At 62.6% G+C, this 19,883-nt stretch carries 16 protein-coding genes and 1 riboswitch; of the genes, 9 read left to right on the top strand and 7 right to left on the bottom strand.

Translation table 11 applies throughout. The features are described 5' to 3' along the window. Positions 1-157 precede the first annotated feature (157 nt). Positions 158-2,119, bottom strand: a complete 1,962-nt coding sequence (locus JJT62_RS05895; RefSeq protein ID WP_202071780.1) for a bifunctional diguanylate cyclase/phosphodiesterase — start codon at positions 2,117-2,119, stop codon at positions 158-160. Positions 2,120-2,419: 300 nt separating this feature from the next. Between JJT62_RS05895 and JJT62_RS05900 the strand changes: the two genes are divergently transcribed. Further along, on the top strand, positions 2,420-4,138 hold the full coding sequence (locus JJT62_RS05900) for a fibronectin type III domain-containing protein (protein WP_202071781.1): 1,719 nt from the start codon (positions 2,420-2,422) through the stop codon (positions 4,136-4,138). Between the two features lie 211 nt (positions 4,139-4,349). On the opposite strand, the gene JJT62_RS05905 is transcribed toward JJT62_RS05900, so the two are convergent. Both JJT62_RS05905 and thiC read right to left on the bottom strand, forming a co-directional pair. Further along, complete coding sequence (locus tag JJT62_RS05905; protein WP_202071782.1) at positions 4,350-5,384, bottom strand: 3'-5' exonuclease; 1,035 nt, start codon at positions 5,382-5,384, stop codon at positions 4,350-4,352. Between the two features lie 309 nt (positions 5,385-5,693). Then, positions 5,694-7,520 (bottom strand): phosphomethylpyrimidine synthase ThiC, encoded by a 1,827-nt coding sequence (gene thiC / locus JJT62_RS05910; RefSeq protein ID WP_202071783.1) that lies wholly within the window; start codon positions 7,518-7,520, stop codon positions 5,694-5,696. A gap of 86 nt (positions 7,521-7,606) precedes the next feature. Next, a riboswitch (TPP riboswitch) is annotated at positions 7,607-7,700 on the bottom strand. Between the two features lie 208 nt (positions 7,701-7,908). On the opposite strand from thiC, the gene JJT62_RS05915 reads away from it, so the two are divergent. The 5 genes from JJT62_RS05915 (at position 7,909) to JJT62_RS05935 (ending at position 14,141) form a co-directional block, all read left to right on the top strand. Further along, positions 7,909-8,244 carry a hypothetical protein gene (locus JJT62_RS05915; RefSeq protein WP_202071784.1) on the top strand — a complete coding sequence of 112 codons (336 nt, stop codon included), beginning with the start codon at positions 7,909-7,911 and terminating at the stop codon, positions 8,242-8,244. A gap of 885 nt (positions 8,245-9,129) precedes the next feature. After that, complete coding sequence (locus tag JJT62_RS05920; protein ID WP_202071785.1) at positions 9,130-11,607, top strand: cation-translocating P-type ATPase; 2,478 nt, start codon at positions 9,130-9,132, stop codon at positions 11,605-11,607. A gap of 309 nt (positions 11,608-11,916) precedes the next feature. Further along, positions 11,917-12,417: a DsrE/DsrF/DrsH-like family protein gene (locus JJT62_RS05925; protein WP_370568490.1), complete on the top strand. Its 501-nt coding sequence runs from the start codon at positions 11,917-11,919 to the stop codon at positions 12,415-12,417. Between the two features lie 9 nt (positions 12,418-12,426). Next, positions 12,427-12,654 carry a sulfurtransferase TusA family protein gene (locus JJT62_RS05930; protein ID WP_202071787.1) on the top strand — a complete coding sequence of 76 codons (228 nt, stop codon included), beginning with the start codon at positions 12,427-12,429 and terminating at the stop codon, positions 12,652-12,654. A 152-nt stretch (positions 12,655-12,806) separates the two neighbouring features. Continuing rightward, positions 12,807-14,141: an OmpP1/FadL family transporter gene (locus tag JJT62_RS05935; protein ID WP_202071788.1), complete on the top strand. Its 1,335-nt coding sequence runs from the start codon at positions 12,807-12,809 to the stop codon at positions 14,139-14,141. A 127-nt stretch (positions 14,142-14,268) separates the two neighbouring features. Here the strand turns inward: JJT62_RS05935 and JJT62_RS05940 are convergent, their stop codons facing one another. The 3 genes from JJT62_RS05940 to JJT62_RS05945 all read right to left on the bottom strand — a co-directional run bounded on the left by JJT62_RS05940 (position 14,269) and on the right by JJT62_RS05945 (position 16,617). Beyond that, positions 14,269-15,387, bottom strand: a complete 1,119-nt coding sequence (locus JJT62_RS05940; protein ID WP_202071789.1) for an Mrp/NBP35 family ATP-binding protein — start codon at positions 15,385-15,387, stop codon at positions 14,269-14,271. A gap of 76 nt (positions 15,388-15,463) precedes the next feature. After that, a complete protein-coding gene (locus JJT62_RS19410; RefSeq protein WP_370568491.1) occupies positions 15,464-15,676 on the bottom strand; it encodes a GDCCVxC domain-containing (seleno)protein in 213 nt (70 codons plus the stop codon). Continuing rightward, positions 15,673-16,617 (bottom strand): 2-oxo acid dehydrogenase subunit E2, encoded by a 945-nt coding sequence (locus tag JJT62_RS05945; RefSeq protein WP_202071790.1) that lies wholly within the window; start codon positions 16,615-16,617, stop codon positions 15,673-15,675. Before JJT62_RS05945 ends, JJT62_RS19410 begins: the two co-directional genes overlap by 4 nt. A gap of 264 nt (positions 16,618-16,881) precedes the next feature. On the opposite strand from JJT62_RS05945, the gene JJT62_RS05950 reads away from it, so the two are divergent. The 3 genes from JJT62_RS05950 to JJT62_RS05960 are packed head-to-tail and all read left to right on the top strand — an operon-like array spanning position 16,882 to position 18,394. Further along, positions 16,882-17,457 carry a TetR/AcrR family transcriptional regulator gene (locus JJT62_RS05950; protein WP_202071791.1) on the top strand — a complete coding sequence of 192 codons (576 nt, stop codon included), beginning with the start codon at positions 16,882-16,884 and terminating at the stop codon, positions 17,455-17,457. Between the two features lie 35 nt (positions 17,458-17,492). Continuing rightward, positions 17,493-17,780 carry a YciI family protein gene (locus JJT62_RS05955; RefSeq protein WP_202071792.1) on the top strand — a complete coding sequence of 96 codons (288 nt, stop codon included), beginning with the start codon at positions 17,493-17,495 and terminating at the stop codon, positions 17,778-17,780. Positions 17,781-17,782: 2 nt separating this feature from the next. Continuing rightward, complete coding sequence (locus JJT62_RS05960; RefSeq protein WP_202072028.1) at positions 17,783-18,394, top strand: DNA-3-methyladenine glycosylase I; 612 nt, start codon at positions 17,783-17,785, stop codon at positions 18,392-18,394. Here JJT62_RS05960 and JJT62_RS05965 read toward each other — a convergent pair. Continuing rightward, the gene (locus tag JJT62_RS05965) at positions 18,391-19,815 is read right to left on the bottom strand and encodes a pyruvate dehydrogenase complex E1 component subunit beta (RefSeq protein ID WP_202071793.1); all 1,425 of its coding nucleotides are present in this window, start codon (positions 19,813-19,815) and stop codon (positions 18,391-18,393) included. The two genes, JJT62_RS05960 and JJT62_RS05965, sit on opposite strands and share 4 nt — an antisense overlap. Positions 19,816-19,883 lie beyond the last annotated feature (68 nt).

The following is a 19,883-nucleotide window of genomic DNA, read 5'->3' on the forward strand; positions in this document are numbered from 1 at the left end:
TCGGGCGCCTCGACGAATGCGGGTTCCGCTTGATTGGTTCACCGCCGTCATTGCGAGGAGCGTCAGCGACGAAGCAATCCAGGGCAGCTACGGCGGCCCTGGATTGCTTCGCTTCACTCGCAATGACGGGCGCTGAGCATAAGTCGCCAGCATCCGCTCAGGCGGCCGCATCCCCTCTTCGTTCGGTCAGCCAATCTCTGATCTCGTCGATTGGTTTTGGTTCGCTGTACCGGAACCCTTGCAAGCACTGACAACCGGCCAGCCGCAATAAATCCGCTTGTTCTTCGGTCTCGACCCCCTCGGCCGTTACCGCCATGTCCAACCCATTCGCGATGTAGATCGCGCCGGCGACGAGCACGCCGGCTTTTTTGTCGGTCGCGACCCGACCGGCGAGGGACTTGTCGATCTTGATCCTGTCGAACCCATATCGTTGCAGATAGGCGATGCTCGTATAACCGACGCCGAAGTCGTCCAGAGCGATCGAAACGCCCATGCCTTTGAGCGACGCGATCACAGCCATCGCCCGCTCGGGATGATCGATCAGATAGCCCTCGGTCAGTTCGAACTCGAGGCGCTGCGCGGGAAAACTAGTCTCGGCGAGAACGGCGGCGATCTTCGCTTCGAAGTCCGCATCGCGGAATTGCGCCGGGGAAACATTGACGCTGAGATTTAGCCCGTCGGCCTCGAGAATATCCTGGCAGGCCCGCCGCAGAACGAAAAGCCCCAGCGGATTGATCAAGCCGCTCGCCTCGGCGACGCAGATGAATTGGTCGGGACCGATGGCGCCGGCCGGACGGCGCGGCCATCGCAACAGCGCCTCCACCGAGACGATGTCTTTCCCCTCGGCGTCGACGATCGGCTGATAGAAGACCTCGAATTGTCCGTCGATCAGTCCTTGCCGGATTTCTCCTTCGAGTTCCTGCTGTCTGTGACGTGCGGCGTCGAGCGCGGCTGAATAGACTCTTACGCCCGCTTTGCCATTTTCTTTGACGTCGTACATGGCCGCATCGGCCCGGCGAAATAATTCCCCGGCGTCACATGCGCCTTGCGCGGCGCAGGCGATGCCGACGCTGGCCCCAATTTGGATGGCGCGCTCTCTGATCCGGATCGGCTCGGTGAGATTCGCCACGACACGCGCTGCGAACATATCGGCCTGCGCCGCCGCGTCGCTCGCCGAAATCAGCGCCGCAAACTCGTCGCCGCCGAGGCGCGCCAGGACAGCGCCTTCAGGCAGCAAGCGCTGGAGTTCGGCTGCGACGATCTCGATCACCCTGTCGCCCGTTTCGTGGCCGTAGGCGTCGTTGACGTCTTTGAAGCCGTCCAGATCGACGAATATCACCGCAATCTGCGTATGCGCTTCCCCGCTCGCCCGATGCATCTCATCGAGTTGCGACATGAGCGCTCGGCGGTTCGGCAGCCCGCTCAACGCATCGAGATTGGCCAGCCGAAGATTCTCTTCGCTGAGACGCTGTGTCTCTTCCTGCTTTTCGAGCAGGGAGCGGCGCGACGAGACGAGATTGGCGAAATCGCGATTGTAGATCATCAGGATCACGATCATGCCAAGGGAAACGAGCGCAAGATTGATCGCCGCCGATCTGAAATGCCCTTCTTGGGCGAAGAAAAAATAGAGGCTGAAGGGAGCGACGCCGAACAATGTGACGCTCAAAGCTGCGGACCGTAGATGCATCAGGCAGAAAGCGCCGCTGATCAGCGACAGGCCGAGGAAAAACACCAACTGGCCCTGGGCGTAAGCATCGCCATAAGGGAACAGCGCCATTCCCCACGCGATGAAGGCCAGAGCCGATATGAAAGCGAGCCTGTTCGTGCGTCGCATATAGAGGACGACGACGTCGTCGGAGACGGCGGCGCGGCCGATGCGCCACCAAGCAACGCCGCGTCCGAGACCGGCCAGACACAAGGCAAGCGGCAAGTAAACGGAAATCCAGGGATGACCGAATTTCGCGAATGTAAACACGACAGCGGCCGTATTGATCGACAGTATAATATAAAGAAGGGGGATTTGCTTGGCGAAAGCATGAAACTGCGCCCGCACAAGCTCCATATCATCGGTCGGCGCTTGAAAAAGCCGAACGAATTTGGCGGCAATTTCTCTTCCCAAGGCCTTCGATCCTTGTATCCAAGCCCGCGGGCCGGAGGCGCGCTGCGGCGCGAAAAGCCGAAGATTACGAAGAGCGCGTGCATAAGTCATTAACTGAAAAGGATTTGGAGCTGCGCCGTTGGGGTCGGCGACGCCGCGGGCCGCCGCTTCGTTTATATTTACGCCGCCGACTATTCCATAAAATTATTCGAATAATTTTATAGTATTTTTTCAGATATCTGGCGCCAACGGATGTATACAAGCTAGGTCGTGGCGCTCGAAGAGCGTCAGATGTTCCTTCCTATTCCAATTGGTGCCAGAATGACCAACCAGCGTTTAAAGGCGCAACTGGTTACGACCGTCATCGGATGCTTGATTAGCCCGTCGACCTTCGCCGCCAATTCCTGTCCGGCTCCCTGGAGCGCGTCGGCCACCTATGCCTCGCCGGGCAATCTCGTCAGCGAAAACGCGCTCGTCTATCGAAACAATTGGTGGACGCAAGGCGACGAGCCCGCCACCCATAACGGCGTCTATCCTGGCTCTGGCCAGCCGTGGACCAATGTCGGCGCCTGCGGCTCCTGCGTATCCGCGCCGCCGGCCCCCACTGGTCTGGCGGCCTCCGGAACGACGAGCGCCGCCACGACGCTGAGCTGGAGCGCCGTCACGGTCCCGTCCTGCGTCGTGACCGGCTACAAGGTTTACAAGAACGGCGCCCTGCTCGGGACCGTCACCGGCGCCAGCGTCGCCGTCTCCAATCTCTCGCCCGCTACGAGTTATAGCTTTGCGGTCGCGGCGGTGGACGCCGCCGGCGACTCGCCGCAATCGTCGCCGATCACTGTGACGACGCAAAGCGCCAGCGGCGGCGGCGGCGGCGGCAGTACCGGCGGCTCCAGCCAAAGCTCGGGAACGATCAACTTCCATCTCTGGCTCGGCGTGAACACGGCGCAGGATTCCCTCACGCTGACGGGCGGCAATTTCGACGATCTGATCGCCTCGAACGTCATCGCCGGCGTGATGTATTCTCACCTCGTCAAGGAAGGCTTCCCCGGCGTTCAGTTCAACAACGACTATCTGATCGGCTCGATTTTCGCGCAGCTTTTGCAGGAGAATATCGAGACACAGCTCTATACGTCGAGCTCGGATCTGATCGATCCGTCGCCGCTGCAACAGGCGGTGATGGGGGTTGGCCAAGGCGGGCCCTATCAGATCAATAATTATGCGGCGGATATGGTCTCCGGCAGCTACAATCCGGACGGGCATTCGCTCATCAATTATGTCGCGATCCAGAAAAACATCGGCTTCACCATCGCCAATGCCGCGCAGCAACACACGCTGTCGACGCCCGGCTCCTTCAACAACAAATATTACGGGCCGATGTTGCCGGCCTTCTTCCACTACAACGATCTTGTCGCGCTGAACGTCACTGGAAAGGGCGCGGGCGGCTGGGTCACGCCGTGGGAGCCGGATTTCGACAATGCGCTGATCAGATTCAAGACGCTGCCGAACAGCTTCCTCGAAGTGATCGCCAATGCGGCCTACAACCAGGGCTTTTACGGACCTTTGGTGTCCCGTTACAGCAAGCTCGGCGCGAGCGCGACGGCGGCCACGGTGGCCTCGGTCAATTCCTACGCCTCGGTCTGGGGGAGCACGGACACTTATGCGCAGTATCCGTATCAGGTGCACTATTACCTGGATCAGCTCTACGGAAACCCGATCCCCACGACGAGCCCTACCGCCGTCGTCACGCCGCAGAACCACGTCGTCATCAGCATGAGCGCGCTGGCGAATGTGTTTTCCAAGGTCGTCCAGACGCTCGACTATTCGAACGGAACGGCGCCCGCGCAAATGTTCACCGCCAATCAGGCCGCGGCGGCGTTCACGTCGAGCCTGACGAAGAACGCCGTATCGACGACAGCCTCGCTCGATTTGAGCAACGCCTCGTCGCGCGCGGTGATGTTCGCGGTGATCGACAATGCATTGTCGAATCTGGAGACGGCGGTCGGCATGAAGTTCAACGCCACGACCTTGTCGCAGCTTTGAGGCGGTTCCGCTTGAACCGCTCACGTGGGGTTCTGTCATTCCCGGCGGGCGCAGCCCGACCGGGAATCCAGAGCCAAAATTGCAATGGTTGCTCTGGATTCCCGATCGCTCGCTTTGCGAGCGTCGGGAATGACAGTGTGGATCACGGCGGAGGCGAAAGGCGCAGGCGCACGCGTTTTGACCGTGCGCCTGAAATAAGATCAGCGGTTTCCTATGTCGCGACGAAGGCGATCGCAATCTGTCCGCCGAGATAATCCGCAACTTGTCTCAGACGCTCGATTTCTTCTTTGGCGATTTGCCCGTCCGCTCGAATACACCGCTCGATAGCGTCGCTTAGTCGCTGCCTCTTCGGTAGATCGGAGCGGATCGCGTCCAAAGCATTCCGGACGTCTCGCCATTCGCAGCCAAGGCGGGCAACGTCGAGGATCGCGATTTCAGGGAACTCGTCGATGACTTGGGCAGTATGGGCCGCCGACTCGGTTTCCATGAACGCGCGAGCCACCGACGCGATTTTCGCGTCCTCCAGGAAAGCGCTTCCGGCAATCCAGCGAAGCGCCAAAAGGCCCGGGTATACTTCCCGCCTCTGCAATGCCAGCAACTCAGCGAGCTTCTCGATCCGCGCGCGTTCAACATCTGGCGCGCGATCAGTTATCCCGTCCTTTGGTTTTCGAGGAACCTTTTTGAGATTGGAGGGCTTCTTGGTTGGAGACGCCAAGCCGTTCACGGACACGCCGTGTTGATGCAGAAAGACCTGCATGGCCCTGAATGCGTCGTCGAAAGCGGAGTGGCGGCGTCCCCTGCTCGGGACGCCGATCCGACCGCACACCGCATCGAGGCCCGCCGGACGCCCCCTGCGACGCTCAGCCTGCATCGTGCAATAGGTCTTTGCATCCGGCCACGTTTCTCTGGCGCTGGCCAGCTCCCGCGACAAGAATTTCAGGTCGAAGTCCGCGTTATGCGCGACCAACAGGTCGCAGCGAGAGATCATGGATTTGATGAAATGGGCATAAAGAGGAAACGGAGGCTGATGCCTCAAAGTCCAATCGTCATATCCGTGAACCTTGAGCGCCATCGGATGGCTTGGCACGCCAGGATCGAAAATCAGATGGGTCTCTTCGATTTTCCAAGCTCCGCTCCCGAGGGTCGACGCATCGAGTGCGACTGCGCCGAAGGAAACGACCCTGTCATCATTGGAAAGACCTGTGGTTTCCACATCGACAAAAAGGATGTTCTTTGGAAGAGACAAAGGCGCCCCTCTGCAAAATTCAAAATAAGACGCATCCGTGGAAGTCGGACGCGGCCAAGGGCGAAATTATATCAAGTGAGCTGATGCGCCAACGCTATAGGCAAAGCGTCACGATCACAACAGGAACGCTTAGGAAATCTGCTTGATATGGTCCTTGTCATTCCCGACGCTCGCGAAGCGAGCGATCGGGAATCCAGAGCCGAAACAGTGCTCTTGCGGCTCTGGATTCCCGGTCGGGCCTTTGGCCCGCCGGGAATGACAAGTCCCGACGCGCGCGGCTCGAGCGGAAATGACAGACCCCTGAGAAACTCACCCCCGCACGTAAATCTGCGCGCCCTTCTCCATAAACTCCTCGGCCTTCTCAGCTAGTCCCTTCTCGCGCGCCTCGATCTCCTTGGCCTCCTCGCGCAGATCGCGCGTGATCTGCATGGAGCAGAATTTCGGGCCGCACATGGAGCAGAAATGCGCGACCTTATGCGCCTCCTTGGGCATGGTCTCGTCGTGATATTGGCGCGCCGTGTCGGGGTCGAGGCCGATCTCGAACTGGTCGTTCCAGCGGAAGTCGAAACGGGCGCGGCTCATGGCGTCGTCGCGCTCGCGCGCCGCCGGATGGCCCTTGGCGAGGTCGGCGGCATGGGCGGCGATGCGGTAGGTTATAACGCCTGTCTTAACATCGTCGCGATCCGGCAGGCCTAAATGCTCTTTAGGGGTTACGTAACACAGCATCGCCGTGCCGAACCATCCGATCATCGCCGCGCCGATGCCGGACGTAATATGATCGTAGCCGGGCGCGATGTCGGTGACGAGGGGGCCTAGTGTGTAGAACGGCGCCTCGCCGCAGGCTTTTAGCTGCTTGTCCATATTGGCTTTGATCTTGTGCATCGGCACATGGCCGGGGCCTTCGATCATCACCTGGCAGCCCTTCTCCCAGGCAATCTTGGTGAGCTCGCCCAGCGTCTCCAGCTCCGCGAATTGCGCGGCGTCATTGGCGTCGGCGTTGGAGCCGGGGCGCAATCCGTCGCCGAGCGAGAAGGAGACGTCATATTTGCGCATGATGTCGCAAATCTCGTCGAAGCGCTCATAGAGGAAGCTCTCCTTATGCTTGGAGAGGCACCAGCGCGCCATGATCGAGCCGCCGCGCGAGACGATGCCGGTGACGCGGTTCGCGGTGAGCGGCACGAAAGCGAGACGCACGCCGGCGTGGATGGTGAAATAATCGACGCCCTGCTCGGCCTGCTCGATCAGCGTGTCCTTGAAGACCTCCCAATCGAGCTTCAGCGCGTCGCCGCCGACCTTCTCCAGCGCCTGATAGATCGGCACGGTGCCGATCGGCACGCTGGCGTTACGGATGATCCAGTCGCGGATATTGTGGATGTTGCGGCCGGTGGAGAGGTCCATGACCGTATCGGCGCCCCAGCGCGAGGCCCACACCATCTTCTCGACTTCCTCGGCGACCGAGGAGGTCACGGCCGAATTGCCGATATTGGCGTTGACCTTCACAAGGAAGTTGCGGCCGATAATGACCGGCTCAAGCTCCGGGTGATTGATATTGGCCGGGATGATGGCGCGGCCGCGTGCGATCTCCGAGCGCGCGAATTCGGGCGTGACGAATTCAGGAATGTCGGCGCCGAAGCTTTCGCCGTCGGCGATGCGTTCCTTGGCGGCGTCGAGCGCGCGTTCGCGGCAAAGGTTCTCGCGATGCGCGACATAGATCATCTCTTCCGTGACGATCCCGGCGCGGGCGAATTCGAGCTGGGTGACGGGCGCGGAGCCCGCAGCGCGATAGAGCTTGCGCTCAGCCGGACATGGCGGCACGAGCCGCTCGCCCTCGGCAAAGCCATTGTCCTCGGGCTTGACCGCGCGACCCTGATAGGCCTCCAGCCCGGCGCGCGTCGCGAGCCAGGGCCGCGCCGCCGGGAGGCCAGCCGAAAGATCGGGCGTGAAATTCTCGCAGCCATAGGGGCCGGACGGATCATAGACCCGCAAGGGCGCCTCGCCGGACGAGGGATCCAGCGTAATCTCGCGGTAGGGGACGCGAATGTCGGGGCGCCCTTCGGGCGAGGAATAGAGCTTGCGCGACTTGCCGATCGGGCCGGTGGTGACGCTGAGCGGCGTGCGTTTGTCGTGGATGTTCATCGTCGCGCTTCCTTCGATCGCGCTCCTTCAAAGGGAGCGGATGAGAGCCAGGCGGACGAAGAACGGAATCCGGATGAGGGGCGCGACGCGCCCTGCCCTGGCATTCCCTCCGCCGGCATGACCCGGATCAGGTTCGACGGGTGCTTCTCAGCCGCGCAAGCGGCGCCCCTCGCCATCGGCGGAAAGCTAGCGCGTTGGAGTTTCGGGAGCAAGGCCGTCCGGCGCGTCGGCGCTTTCTCCATGCGTGGAACCGGCGTCCAAAACGCCATTTCTCGGGGCGTGCGCCGGGCTCATATCTCGCCGCTGTCATAATTCCTTTTTCGAACTGTGCTTTGGACGGCCGAGCGACAAGCTCTAGAGTCCCACGCAAGAATGTCGAGCGCCCCCCATGAAAAAGCTACAGCTACTGCTTCTCTTCGCTCTTTTTCCCGCCGTCGCCTACGCCGCGGACGACGCCGTCGAATGCTCCAAAAAGCACGATGGCTCCGTGAAATGTGACGTCAAGAAGGACAAAGTGATCGTCGACGAGATCGTCGTGAACGGCGGCGGATGCACTATCCCGAATAACGATAAGGTCCTGCACCACCCCTATAAGGTTGGCGACAAGTTCACCGTGCCCGCGAAGAGCGACTCCCCCCTGCCCGGCTTCGACGATTGCAGCTACGTCCGCATTGTCACCATCAAGACTCACGACGGCAAGAAAAAGACCTTCGACGCGCTCTAAGCGCATTCCGCAAAAGCTCACAGACTTTTGCGAAAAGAATGCGCTCCGGCTTTTGAATTTGCGCGCTTTCTCTGCGCTCGCACGATTCCGTGCGAGCGGAAAGCGCGCTAAGCGGCTTGCGAGGTCGTTTTCCCACGGCGCTTGAAGACAAGCGCCGTGAGATGTGGCGGTAACGCCCCTCGTGCTTCGAGACGCCTGCTGCGCAGGCTCCTCAGCATGAGTGGCTTCTGCTTCTGCGCCAAATACTTAGGCATCATCCTGAGGAGCGAGCGACGCTCGCGTCTCGAAGGACGAGGCCGCCTCGGAAATTTGTCGACATACTGAGGGCGCTTGAAGACAAGCGCCCTTTTTCTTTGTTTGGAGGCCGACCGTCAGCCGCTTTTGCGGAACGCGCCTTAGTCGCCCTCCGGCGCCCCTGCTGTCGCGGCGCCTTCGAGGACTATGTTTCCGCTCGGATCATGCGGTTCAGCGTAAGGCAGCGCCGATCCCCATCTCGGCGCGATGACGACGTTAGGCGGAAACGGCGCCCAAAATCTGCTCACATATTGGCGATCACACCGGAAATGCGCGAAAGCTGAACCCGGGCTCCACAACGCGACAAGCAGAAACAAGGAAAGGATCGTCTTTAACATTTCCATCCTCCCAAAGGCGTCGCCCGCCTGACGAGCAGGCGCAGACATCATCGTTATAGTACTGTCATGAAAGGCTGGTAGGGGCAGATGGCGCTTTATCCATGAGGCCACCGCGGCGGCCGTTCGCGCGGCTTCGCGATTCTATGCGAGCGGAAAGCGCGCTAGGGCCTGGCCATCTTTTTCGGCCGGATGCTCTTCAATGGTAGCGCGATCCGGACTAGGTTGAGCCGGACCATCCTGCCCAGCCAGCGAAATGAAAACCCCTCTTTGTGGGCTCTCCTCACAGGACGCCGCGCAGCTCCTCGCCGAATACGGCCCCAATGCGCCGCCCGAGGCGCCGCCGGTCGGCATTCTGCAAATAGCGCTACGCACGCTGAAAGAGCCGATGTTCTTTCTGCTCGCGGCGGCGGCGACGCTTTATCTTTTCGTGGGCGATCTCGGCGAAGGGCTCTTTATGGTCGCGGGGGCGGGCGCGTCGATCATGCTCGTCGTTCTCCAGGAGCTGCGTAGCGAGCGCGCCCTTCAGGCCCTGCAGCGGCTCGCAGAACCCACGGCGCATGTCATTCGCGACGGCGCGGAACGGCGAATCCCCGCGCGCGATCTCGTTCCCGGAGACATAATCCTCGTCGGCGAGGGACAGCGCGCGCCCGCCGACGCCATTGTCCTTGCCGGCGACGCGCTTGTCATCGACGAGTCGATCCTCACCGGCGAATCCGCGCCGGTCACGAAGACGCTTGCCGGCGATGGCGCGGCGCTCGCCTTCCCGGACCCCGGCGGCGATTACACGCCCTTCCTCTACGCCGGCTCGATGATCGTGCGCGGCTCCGGCGTCGCGCGGGTCGCGCGCACCGGCGCGCGCACGGCGGTCGGCGGCCTCGGGGCCTCGCTTGCGGCGATCAAAGGCGAGCCGAGCCCGTTGCAGAAACGCACCGGCGCGCTGGTGGCGCGGCTCGGCGCCTTCGCTTTGCTCTTCTGCGCGCTGGTGATCGTCGCTTACGGCCTCGTGCATGGGGATTGGTTCGAAGGGGCGATCGCCGGCATCACCCTCGCCATCGGCCTGCTGCCGGAAGAATTCCCCATGGTTCTGGCGATTTTTCTCGCTATCGGCGCCTTTCGGCTCGCCGGCCGCAATGTGCTCGTGCGCCGCTCATCCGTCACCGAAACCTTGGGCTCGACCTCCCTCCTTTGCGTCGACAAGACGGGCACCCTGACTGAAAACCGTATGGCTGTGGCGCGGCTCTATACCGGCGATGGCGTCGAGCCCGTTCCCGACGCGCCCGACGCCGAGCAGCACAGGCTGATCCAGGCGGCGCGGCGCGCGTCGAGCGTCAACCCGGTCGATCCGATGGATCGCGCCGTGCTCGCGATGGCCGACAGGCTGGAAATCCCCGCGGGCGGGACGGCGATCGAAAGCTTTCCGATTAAGCCGGAGCTGCTTGCTTTCATTCAATCCTGGCGAGTGGACGGCGGCGCTCTGAAAGCCGTCAAGGGCGCGCCCGAGGCGATCTTCCGGCTGGCCCGAACGAGCGAAGCGGAGCACGCGCGCTATGCGAGCGTCATCGAGGAGATGGCGCGGGAGGGATTGCGCGTGCTGGCGGTCGCCGAGACGCCGACCGTCGTCGACCGGCTCGAAGAAGCGCCTTACGCCGTTATCGGCCTCGTCGCCTTCGAAGACCCGATCCGCGACGACGTTCCCGAGGCGGTCGCCGCCGCGCGGCGCGCCGGCGTCTCGGTCGCGATGATCACCGGCGATTATCCGGCGACGGCGCTCGCCATCGCCAAAGCGGCGGGCATCGACATCAGCGGCGGCGTTCTCACCGGCGCGGAAATCGCGCAGATTCCGCCCGGTGACGTCGCTCAAAAAATCCGCGACGTGCGCGTCTTCGCCCGCGTGATGCCGGCCAACAAATTGGCGCTCGTCGAGGCGTTCAAGGCGGATGGCCATATTGTCGCGATGACCGGCGACGGCGTGAACGACGGGCCGGCGCTCGCGGCCGCGCATATCGGCATCGCCATGGGCCAACGCGGCTCGGACGTTGCGCGCGAAGCCGCCCATATCGTGCTGCTCGACGACCGCTTCGCCTCCATCGTCGCAGGCGTGGCGCTGGGGCGGCGCATTTCCGCGAATCTGCGCAAGGCGCTGACGTACGTCACCGCGATTCACATTCCGATCGCCGGCCTCGCGCTCGCGCCCATTTTGATGGGCCTGCCGCCCATGCTGCTTCCGGCGCATGTGGTGCTGATGGAATTGATCATCGATCCCACCTGCTCTCTGGCCTTCGAGGCCGAGCCCGCCGAGAGGGACGCCATGCTGAAGCCGCCGCGCCCGCAAAGCGAGCCGCTCTTCGGGACGCGCGATCTGCTGCTCGGCGTTGCTCAGGGCCTGTCGGTGTTCCTCGCCGTGTTGAGCGTCTATGTTTTCGCCAATGGGTTCGGGGTCGCCGAGCCCGAAGGGCGCGGGCTCGCCTTCGCGACGCTGATCATCGGCAATCTGACGCTGGCGCTGTCCGACGCTTTGCCCAAAGGCGTTTCCCCCTTTGCGCGCGAGAACCTGTCTTTCTGGGCGATCGCCGCAGCGGCCCTCTCGGTCGTCTCCGCCGGGCTCTACTTCCCGCCGCTCGCCGGGCTGTTGCGCTTCGACCCGCCCGACATGACGGCGCTCGGGCTCGCGGCGCTGCTCGCGATCAGCGCCGGCGGATGGTACGGCATGTGGCGGCGGCTGATTGGTTGATGCGAGATTCACTCGATTGGTTCGGCGCCATTCCCGACGCTCGCGCCGTTTGGGGGGACACACAGGACTCACCGCCGTCATTGCGAGGAGGCGGAGCCGACGAAGCAATCCAGGGCCGCATCGCCGCCCTGGATTGCTTCGCTTCGCTCGCAATGACGGGCTCTGAGCAAAACCAGCGCTCTTGTGGCTTTCAGCCCGCCGGGAATGACGGGCGCCCGATACGCGCTGTTCGCGGGTGGTTTGCCTTTTTGTCCCGTCGGCTGGTATGGGCTTTGCCTCGCAGGCCGGGGGCCAAGGAACGGACGCATCGTGACACAAGAGACGGCCCAGAGCCGCAAATCGCTCACCATCATCGTCTCGAAAGGCACGCTGGACTGGGCCTATCCGCCCTTCATTCTCGCGACGACCGCGGCGGCGATGGACATGGACGTCACGCTCTTCTTCACCTTCTACGGCCTCGGCCTCCTCAAGAAGGAGCTCGATCTCGAAGTTTCGCCGCTCGGCAATCCGGCGATGAAAATGCCGATCGCCGGCGCGCATCTCGGCATGCCAAATCTTCTTGCCGCGCTGCCGGGCGTCACCGCCGGCGCGACGGCGATGATGAAAAACATGATCGAGAAGAAGGGCGTCGCGACAATCGACGAGCTGCGCGACATTGCGCTGGAGAGCGGCGTGAAGCTCGTGGCCTGCCAGATGACCATGGACCTCTTCGAGTTCAAGAAAGAGGACATGATCGAGGGCGTCTCTTTCGGCGGCGCAGCAACCTATCTCGAAGAGGCCGCCAAGGCCGACATCAACCTCTTTATCTGACGAATGACCATGACCGAGAAAACCGTAGACGCGCGTGGCCTGAACTGCCCCATGCCGATCCTGAAAACCAAGAAAGCCTTGACTGAAATCCCGGTCGGTGGGCTTTTGGAGGTGCTGGCCACCGACTCCGGCTCGATGGCCGATTTCGAAGCCTTTGCGCGCCAGACGGGGGACGAACTGGTGAGCGCGGAAAAGACCGCCGAGCATTATCGCTATGTCATCCGGCGGCGGCGCTGATCGCTATCTTGTTGCGCCTGCAAATTAATTCTGTGGCAAATACGTAACATTACCTAGTAATTTCGTAACTGGAGCTCGAGCTGCCTGCCAGTAAATCGGCGACTCTGTTAGCTTGTTGCTGGATTGTTTCCGCCTAAGCTGGGCTCGCTCGCATGCACAAGACCGTCTCCCGCCTCGCCTTCGCCTTTTCCGCGCTTCTCATCGCGGAGCCCGCCGCCTTCGCCGCCGACGGCTATTTCATGATCGGCTACGGCCCGCGCCAAAAGGCGCTCGCCGGCGCCGGAACCGCCGACCAGCGCGACGCCATGGCGATTTCCGCCAACCCTGCGGGAATCGTGGGTCTCGAGCGGCAGTTCCAGCTCGGCATGACGGTCATCAACGCCGAGCGCGGCTACTATACCGAAGGGGCGCCGCGCATTGTCGCTCCCGGCCGCGTCGAAAGCGGTCGTCCCTGGTTCCCTGTGCCCAACGGCGGTTATGTGCAGCCGATCGACGCGGATTCGTCGTGGAGCATCGCGAGCTACGCGAACGGCGGTATTAACACGGCGTATAGCTCGGCCTATCGGCGCGCCCCGAACGGCGGCGTGTTCGGCGGCGGATTCGCCGGCGTCGATCTGGAGCAGGCTTTCATGAGCGTCTCCTATGCGCGGCGCTTCCATACGCCCATCGGTCCGATCGCCATCGGCGTCGCGCCCACCGTGGCCGTGCAGATGCTCAATATTCAGGGCGCCAAGGTCTTTGCGCCCTATTCGTCGAACCCCTGGGAACTGTCGGACATGTCCTATGACTGGTCCTGGGGCGGGGGCCTTCGCGCAGGCCTGACCTGGGGGATCACCGACAGGCTGCGTTTCGGCTTTGCGGCGTCGACGCCGATGTGGATGTCGCGCCTCGACAAATACTCCGGGCTGATCGGCGATCACGGACGTTTCGACGTTCCCGCCAGCATGCAGGCGGGCCTCGCCTATGATCTCTTGCCGAATTTGACGGTCATGGCGGACTGGCGCCACATCTTCTATTCGGCTGTCTCTTCGCTGGGGAATCCATCATTCCCGATCACATTCCGGTCGATGGGCGATTCGAATGGGCCGGGCTTCTCCTGGAAGGATACCGACTCCGCGGCGGTCGGCGTGGAGTGGCGCTATTCGCCGACGCTCACATTGCGGACGGGCTATCACTATAGCACGGGCGCCGTGCGCCCCCTCGCCGTGACGCTGAATGTGCTGGCGCCGATCCTCAACCGGCATCATGCCGCAGCGGGCGCCAATTACGCCCTCACCAAAAATTCGTCCATCGATCTGGGCTTCGTCTACGCCTTCAAGAACTCGATCAGCGGGCCGGAGACGATCCCGCAGCTTCCGGGCATGCCTTTCGGCGCCGTCAATGCGGCGGCGAAGATCACGCCCTGGGTGCAGGCGTGGGAGTTGACGCTGGGCTACAACTATAAATGGGACGCGGGCGACAACTCGATTATCCCGACCCATTTCTGAAAAAGCCCGCAATACGAAAGTCTGCATGATCTAACCGCCGTCATTGCGAGGAGGCGGAGCCGACGAAGCAATCCAGGGCCGCATCGCCGCCCTGGATTGCTTCGCTTCGCTCGCAATGACGGTGTGGTCAGCCCACGACGATATTGGGCGCGGCGCGCTGCTTGGTGGTTTCGAGCAGCGTCTTCACCTTTGCGGCGAGGTTGAGATAGACGGCGGCCTGCGGGCTGTCAGGCTCGGCGCCGACCACCGGACGGCCGGCGTCCGACGTCTCGCGGATTTTCATGTCGAGCGGCGCCTCGCCCAGGAACGGCACGCCCATCTGCTCGGCGTCGTGGCGCGCGCCGCCATGCGAGAAGATTTCCGAGCGGCCGCCGCAATGCGGGCAAAGGAAATAGCTCATATTCTCGATGATCCCGAGGATCGGCGCCTCGACCTTCTGGAACATGGCGACGGCGCGGCGCGCGTCGATCAGCGCGAGATCCTGCGGCGTCGAGACGATCACCGCGCCGGCGATCGGCGTCTGCTGCGCCATGGTGAGCTGAACGTCGCCTGTGCCGGGCGGCATGTCGACGACGAGCGCGTCGAGGTCGCCCCAGGCCACCTCCCCCAGCAATTGCGACAGCGCCTGCGCCACCATCGGCCCGCGCCAGACCATGGGCGTATTCTCCTCGACGAGGAAGCCCATGGACATGATCTTCACGCCATAGGCTTCGAGCGGCACCAGCTTGCCGTTCTCGACCTTGGGCTTGTCATGCAGGCCGAAAAGGCGCGGCGCCGAGGGGCCGTAAATGTCGGCGTCGAGGAGCCCGACGCGCCAGCCCTGCGCCGCGAGACCGAGCGCGAGATTGGCGGAGGTCGTGGATTTGCCGACGCCGCCCTTGCCGGAGGCCACCACGACGACATAGCGGATTTTCTCCAAAGCCGGCGCGAGGCCCTTGCGCGCCTGCGGGGGCGGCGGCGCGGCGTGGGAATGGCCGTGATGGTGGTCATGAGCTTTCGCGGCGCCGGGGGCGCGCTCGGCGGTGAGCGTCACGACGGCGGCCTCGATGCCCGGCACCGCCTTGATCGCCTTCTCAGCGTTGGTGCGCGCGATCTCCCAGCCCTCCGGCTTCGCGGGATCGCCGGCGAGCGAGACGAAGGCTTTCGCGCCGGAGAGATTAATGCCGCTCACCGCCCGCGCCAGCGATATGCCGCCAGGCGCATAGAGGTTTTCCAGCGCTTCGAGAATATCTGCTTCCGTCGCCACGGGCCGCTCCTTGAGTGTTTAGAGAAAGTCTAAACAAGGATATGCCGATAAATGGCGCGCACGTCCACGGCGATATTTAGCGCGGGCTGGAGCAGCAATGCTGTTCCGCCTGGATTGGCGGGCAAGGAACGTCGCCATAGGAGCAAAAGACGCAGCAGTCGCCCTCTTTCGGCGTAAGCCGGGCGCCGCAGGCGGGACAATTATAGACGACGACACAGGCGTTTTCGGCCATAGTGAGCGTCTCAGCGTGTCCGCAGCGGGGACATGTGAGTTTGGAGGCAAGCCTCACGCGAACAACCCCATCGGCTGCTCGATCAGCGTTTTGAAAGCCGCCAGCAGCTCCGCGCCCAATGCCCCGTCGACCGCGCGATGGTCGCAGGACAGCGTCACGCTCATAATGGTGGCGACCGTGGGTGCGCCATTCTTCACGACCATCCGCTGCTCGCCCTTGCCGACGGCGAGGATCGTCGATTGCGGCGGGTTGATCACCGCCGAGAAATTCTTGATCCCATACATGCCGAGGTTGGAGACGGCGGAGACCCCGCCCTCATATTCCTGCGGCTTCAATTTCCGCTCGCGGGCGCGGCCGGCGAGCTCGCGGACCTCGTCCGAAATCTCACGAACGGTTTTGGCTTGCGCGTTTCGGATGATCGGCGTGATGAGCCCGCCGGGGATGGCCACTGCAACGCCAATGTCGGAAGCCTTGTGCTTCAACATCGCCTCGGGCGTGAAGGTGACATTGGCCTCCGGCACGCGCTGCAAAGCGAGCGCCAACGTCTTCACGATATAATCGTTGACCGAGGTCTTCCATTCCGGCGAACCATCCGCGCGCTTGGGCGCCGCCGCGTTGAACTCCTCGCGCAGACGCAGGAGCGCGTCGATCTCGCAATCGACGTCGAGGTAGAAATGCGGGACGGTCTGGATCGACTCCGTGAGACGGCGGGCGATCGCCTTGCGCATGGAATCGTGTGGGACTTCCTCATAGGAGTCGGCTGCATAATACTTGCGGGTCGTCTCGAGCGAGGGCGCCTCGGAGAGGGAAATAGGTTCAGCGGCCGCCTTACGAGGCCCGCCCGCCAGCGCGCTTTTTACGTCGCGCTCGATGATGCGGCCATGCGGTCCGGACCCAGTCAGCGACGAGAGATCGAGCCCCCCTTCCTTAGCGAGACGGCGCGCCAGTGGCGAAGCGAAGACGCGAGGATGGGAGGGGTTCGGCGCCGCGATATTCATTTCCGTGAATCCCCGAGTGGTTCCTTGGCCAACCGTTCAGCGGCTATTTTATATCTGCGATCGGTTAACGTCACGGCGTGGGAGATCGAGTGTCGAACGCCCAGCTTTTTTGCGAGGACAGCCGCAGGTCGCTCGCGCCCTTGACTCGCTGGGACAACCGTCCTACTCCTAATTTAGGACGTTTGCCCTACCGCATTCACCTGCCAACTTTGCGCCGGAATTACCTGATCCGAAAGCGACAAGAGCCGAGAGAAAGACCGATTTATGAGCCGCGCCACAACTCGCGAGCAGATTATAGAGGCCGCCGACAGGCTCTTTTACCAGCAAGGATATGAGCGCACGTCTTTCGCCGACATCGCGGAAGCCGTCAAAATATCGCGGGGAAATTTTTACTACCACTTCAAGACAAAGGACGAGATCCTCGACGCTGTCATCTCTCTTCGCCTCGGCAAGACCAAAGAGTTGCTGACGCAATGGGACACCGATGGCAGCGATCCTGCCGATCGCATCCGGCGCTTTATACATATCCTAATCGTGAACCGGGCGAAGATCATGCTCTATGGCTGCCCGGTTGGCGCACTCTGCAGCGAGCTTGCCAGGCTCGACCACGCCGCAAAAGCCGAAGCGAACAGGATATTCGCGCTCTTTCGCGAGTGGCTGGAACGGCAGTTTGTCCTGCTCGGCCGCAAACCCGACGCTGGCGTTCTCGCCATGCGCCTGCTTGCGCGTAGCCAAGGCGTGGCCACGCTCGCCAACGCCTTTCGCGACGAGGACTTCATTCGCCGGGAAGTCGATGAAATTTGCGCATGGCTGGAGGCGCAGCATCCCGCCGCGCCCTGAAGCCATTCAACGCTTGGTCGAGAGGGAAGTTGCAAATGTTTATCGTGCTGCTGAGATTTTCCGACAAAAGAGCGCTGGCGCAGCAGTTCATGGAGGGCCACAACGCCTGGCTCCGACGCGGATTTGACGACGGCGTCGTCCTCTTGGCCGGGAGCCTGCAGCCGCAGGCGGGCGGCGCGATCCTCGTTCACAATATATCGCGCGCTGATCTGGAGATGCGGCTGAACGAAGACCCGTTTGTCGCCGCGGATGTGGTGAAGCCCGACATCCTGGAAGTTGCAGCCAGCCGCGCCGACGAGCGCCTCGCATTCCTGCTGGGGTGACGATGAGCACGACAGTACCCGGCCCCGATGGCCGTCCGCGCTGCCGCTGGTGCGCCGCCGCTCCCGATTATTTCGCCTATCACGATACGGAGTGGGGCTTTCCCGTCGACGATGATCGCAGGCTCTTTGAAAAGCTCTGTCTCGAAGGTTTTCAGTCCGGATTGAGCTGGCGCACCATCCTCGCGAAGCGGGAAAATTTTCGCGGCGCCTTTTACAGTTTCGATTTTGACAGGATTGCCCGGTTCACCGACGATGACCTCCAACGTCTTTTGGACGACCGAGGCATCGTTCGTCACCGCGGAAAGATCGCCGCCGTCATCAACAACGCCAAGCGCGCGCAGGAAATCGTTCGTCAGGAAGGCTCCCTAGCTGCCTATTTCTGGCGCTACGAGCCGCCTGCCGCCACGCTCGGCAAACCTCAAACCGCCTCCACCTCAGCGGCCTCGATCGCACTATCGAAAGATCTCAAAAAGCGTGGCTGGGCGTTCGTTGGCCCAACCACAGTCTATGCGTTCATGCAGGCCATGGGGCTGATCAACGATCATGCAGAGGGCTGCGTCATCCGAGAAGACGTTGAGCGCGCCAGGGCGGCGTTCAAACGCCCTGGCGGCTAGCTTCGATAAAGAACCGCCTTCGCCGCCGCCACCACTTCCGCCACGCTCGGCAGCGCGAGCTTTTCCAAATTCGCCGCATAAGGCATGGGCACGTCCTTGCCGGTGACGCGCGCGATCGGCGCGTCGAGATAGTCGAAGGCCTCCTCTTGCAGACGCGCGGCGATTTCAGACGCCACGCCGCCTTGCGGCCAGCCTTCTTCGATCGCGACGCAGCGGCCCGTCTTCTTCACCGACTCCACGATCGTTTGCGTATCCATCGGCCGTAGCGTGCGCAGGTCGATGACCTCCGCCTCGATCCCGTCCTTGGCCAGCGCCTCAGCGGCGCCCAGCGCGTAGGTCATGCCGATCGAGAAGGAGACGAGCGTCACATCCGTTCCCGGCCGCGCAATGCGCGCCTTGCCGATCGGCAGGACGAAATCCTCCAGCGCCGGCACTTCCGAGGTCTTGCCGTAAAGAATTTCATTCTCGAGGAAGACAACCGGATTGTCGTTGCGGATGGCGGCCTTCAGCAGGCCCTTGGCGTCGCTGGCGTTGGAGGGCGAAATGACGATGAGCCCCGGCACCTGCGAATACCAGGCGGCGTAGTCCTGGCTATGCTGCGCGCCGACGCGCGCGGCGGCGCCATTGGGGCCGCGGAAGACGATCGGGCAATGGATCTGACCGCCCGACATATAGAGCGTCTTCGCGGCCGAGTTGACGATGTGGTCGATGGCCTGCATCGAGAAATTGAAGGTCATGAATTCGACGATCGGCCGCAGGCCCGCGAAAGCGGCGCCGACGCCGATGCCCGCAAAGCCATATTCGGTGATCGGCGTATCGCGCACGCGCATGGGGCCGAATTCCTGCAGCAGGCCCTGCGTCACCTTATAGGCGCCCTGATATTCGGCCACCTCCTCGCCCATGATGAAGACGTTGGGGTCGCGGCGCATCTCCTCCGCCATGGCGTCGCGCAAGGCTTCGCGCATGGTCATGGGGATCATGGTCGTTCCCGCCGGCACTTCCGGCGCGGCGGAAACGGCCGGCGGGGCGGCGACGCTCACGGGCTTGGCTTGCGGCGCAGCCGCCTGCGCCGCGGCCTCCAGGCGCGCCTTATTCGCCTCGCCGGCTTCGTCCTGAGGCGCGGTAGGCGGCGGGGGCGCCTTGGCGGCCGGCGGCGCTTCGACCGCGGAAGCATCCTCGCCTTCGCCGGCGATCACCGCGATCGGCGTATTGACCGCGACATTCTCCGTGCCGCCCGGCACGAGGATGCACGCCAACACGCCCTCGTCGACCGCCTCGACCTCCATGGTTGCTTTGTCGGTCTCGATCTCGGCGATGACGTCGCCGGCCTTGACTTCATCGCCTTCGTTTTTCAGCCATTTGGCGAGCTTGCCCTGCTCCATCGTGGGAGAGAGCGCGGGCATGAGGACGTTGATGGTCATTGCGCGAAGCCCCCTCCCCAACCCTCCCCCGCTTTGCGGGAGAGGGCGTAAATTGTCGCCTTCATCGA

Origin of the sequence: Methylocystis sp. Sn-Cys, assembly GCF_016745395.1 — a bacterium.
GTDB classification, from domain to species: Bacteria; Pseudomonadota; Alphaproteobacteria; order Rhizobiales; family Beijerinckiaceae; genus Methylocystis; species Methylocystis iwaonis.

Bases quoted from the DNA above. Each gene is read 5' to 3' on its own strand.
- JJT62_RS05930 (WP_202071787.1), top strand. From the start codon at position 12,427: ATGACCGAGAAAACCGTAGACGCGCGTGGCCTGAACTGCCCCATGCCG.
- JJT62_RS05935 (WP_202071788.1), top strand. From the start codon at position 12,807: ATGCACAAGACCGTCTCCCGCCTCGCCTTCGCCTTTTCCGCGCTTCTC.
- JJT62_RS05920 (WP_202071785.1), top strand. From the start codon at position 9,130: ATGAAAACCCCTCTTTGTGGGCTCTCCTCACAGGACGCCGCGCAGCTC.
- JJT62_RS05915 (WP_202071784.1), top strand. From the start codon at position 7,909: ATGAAAAAGCTACAGCTACTGCTTCTCTTCGCTCTTTTTCCCGCCGTC.
- JJT62_RS05950 (WP_202071791.1), top strand. From the start codon at position 16,882: ATGAGCCGCGCCACAACTCGCGAGCAGATTATAGAGGCCGCCGACAGG.
- JJT62_RS05955 (WP_202071792.1), top strand. From the start codon at position 17,493: ATGTTTATCGTGCTGCTGAGATTTTCCGACAAAAGAGCGCTGGCGCAG.
- JJT62_RS05945 (WP_202071790.1), bottom strand. From the start codon at position 16,617: ATGAATATCGCGGCGCCGAACCCCTCCCATCCTCGCGTCTTCGCTTCG.
- JJT62_RS05900 (WP_202071781.1), top strand. From the start codon at position 2,420: ATGACCAACCAGCGTTTAAAGGCGCAACTGGTTACGACCGTCATCGGA.
- JJT62_RS05960 (WP_202072028.1), top strand. From the start codon at position 17,783: ATGAGCACGACAGTACCCGGCCCCGATGGCCGTCCGCGCTGCCGCTGG.
- JJT62_RS05965 (WP_202071793.1), bottom strand. From the start codon at position 19,815: ATGACCATCAACGTCCTCATGCCCGCGCTCTCTCCCACGATGGAGCAG.
- thiC (WP_202071783.1), bottom strand. From the start codon at position 7,520: ATGAACATCCACGACAAACGCACGCCGCTCAGCGTCACCACCGGCCCG.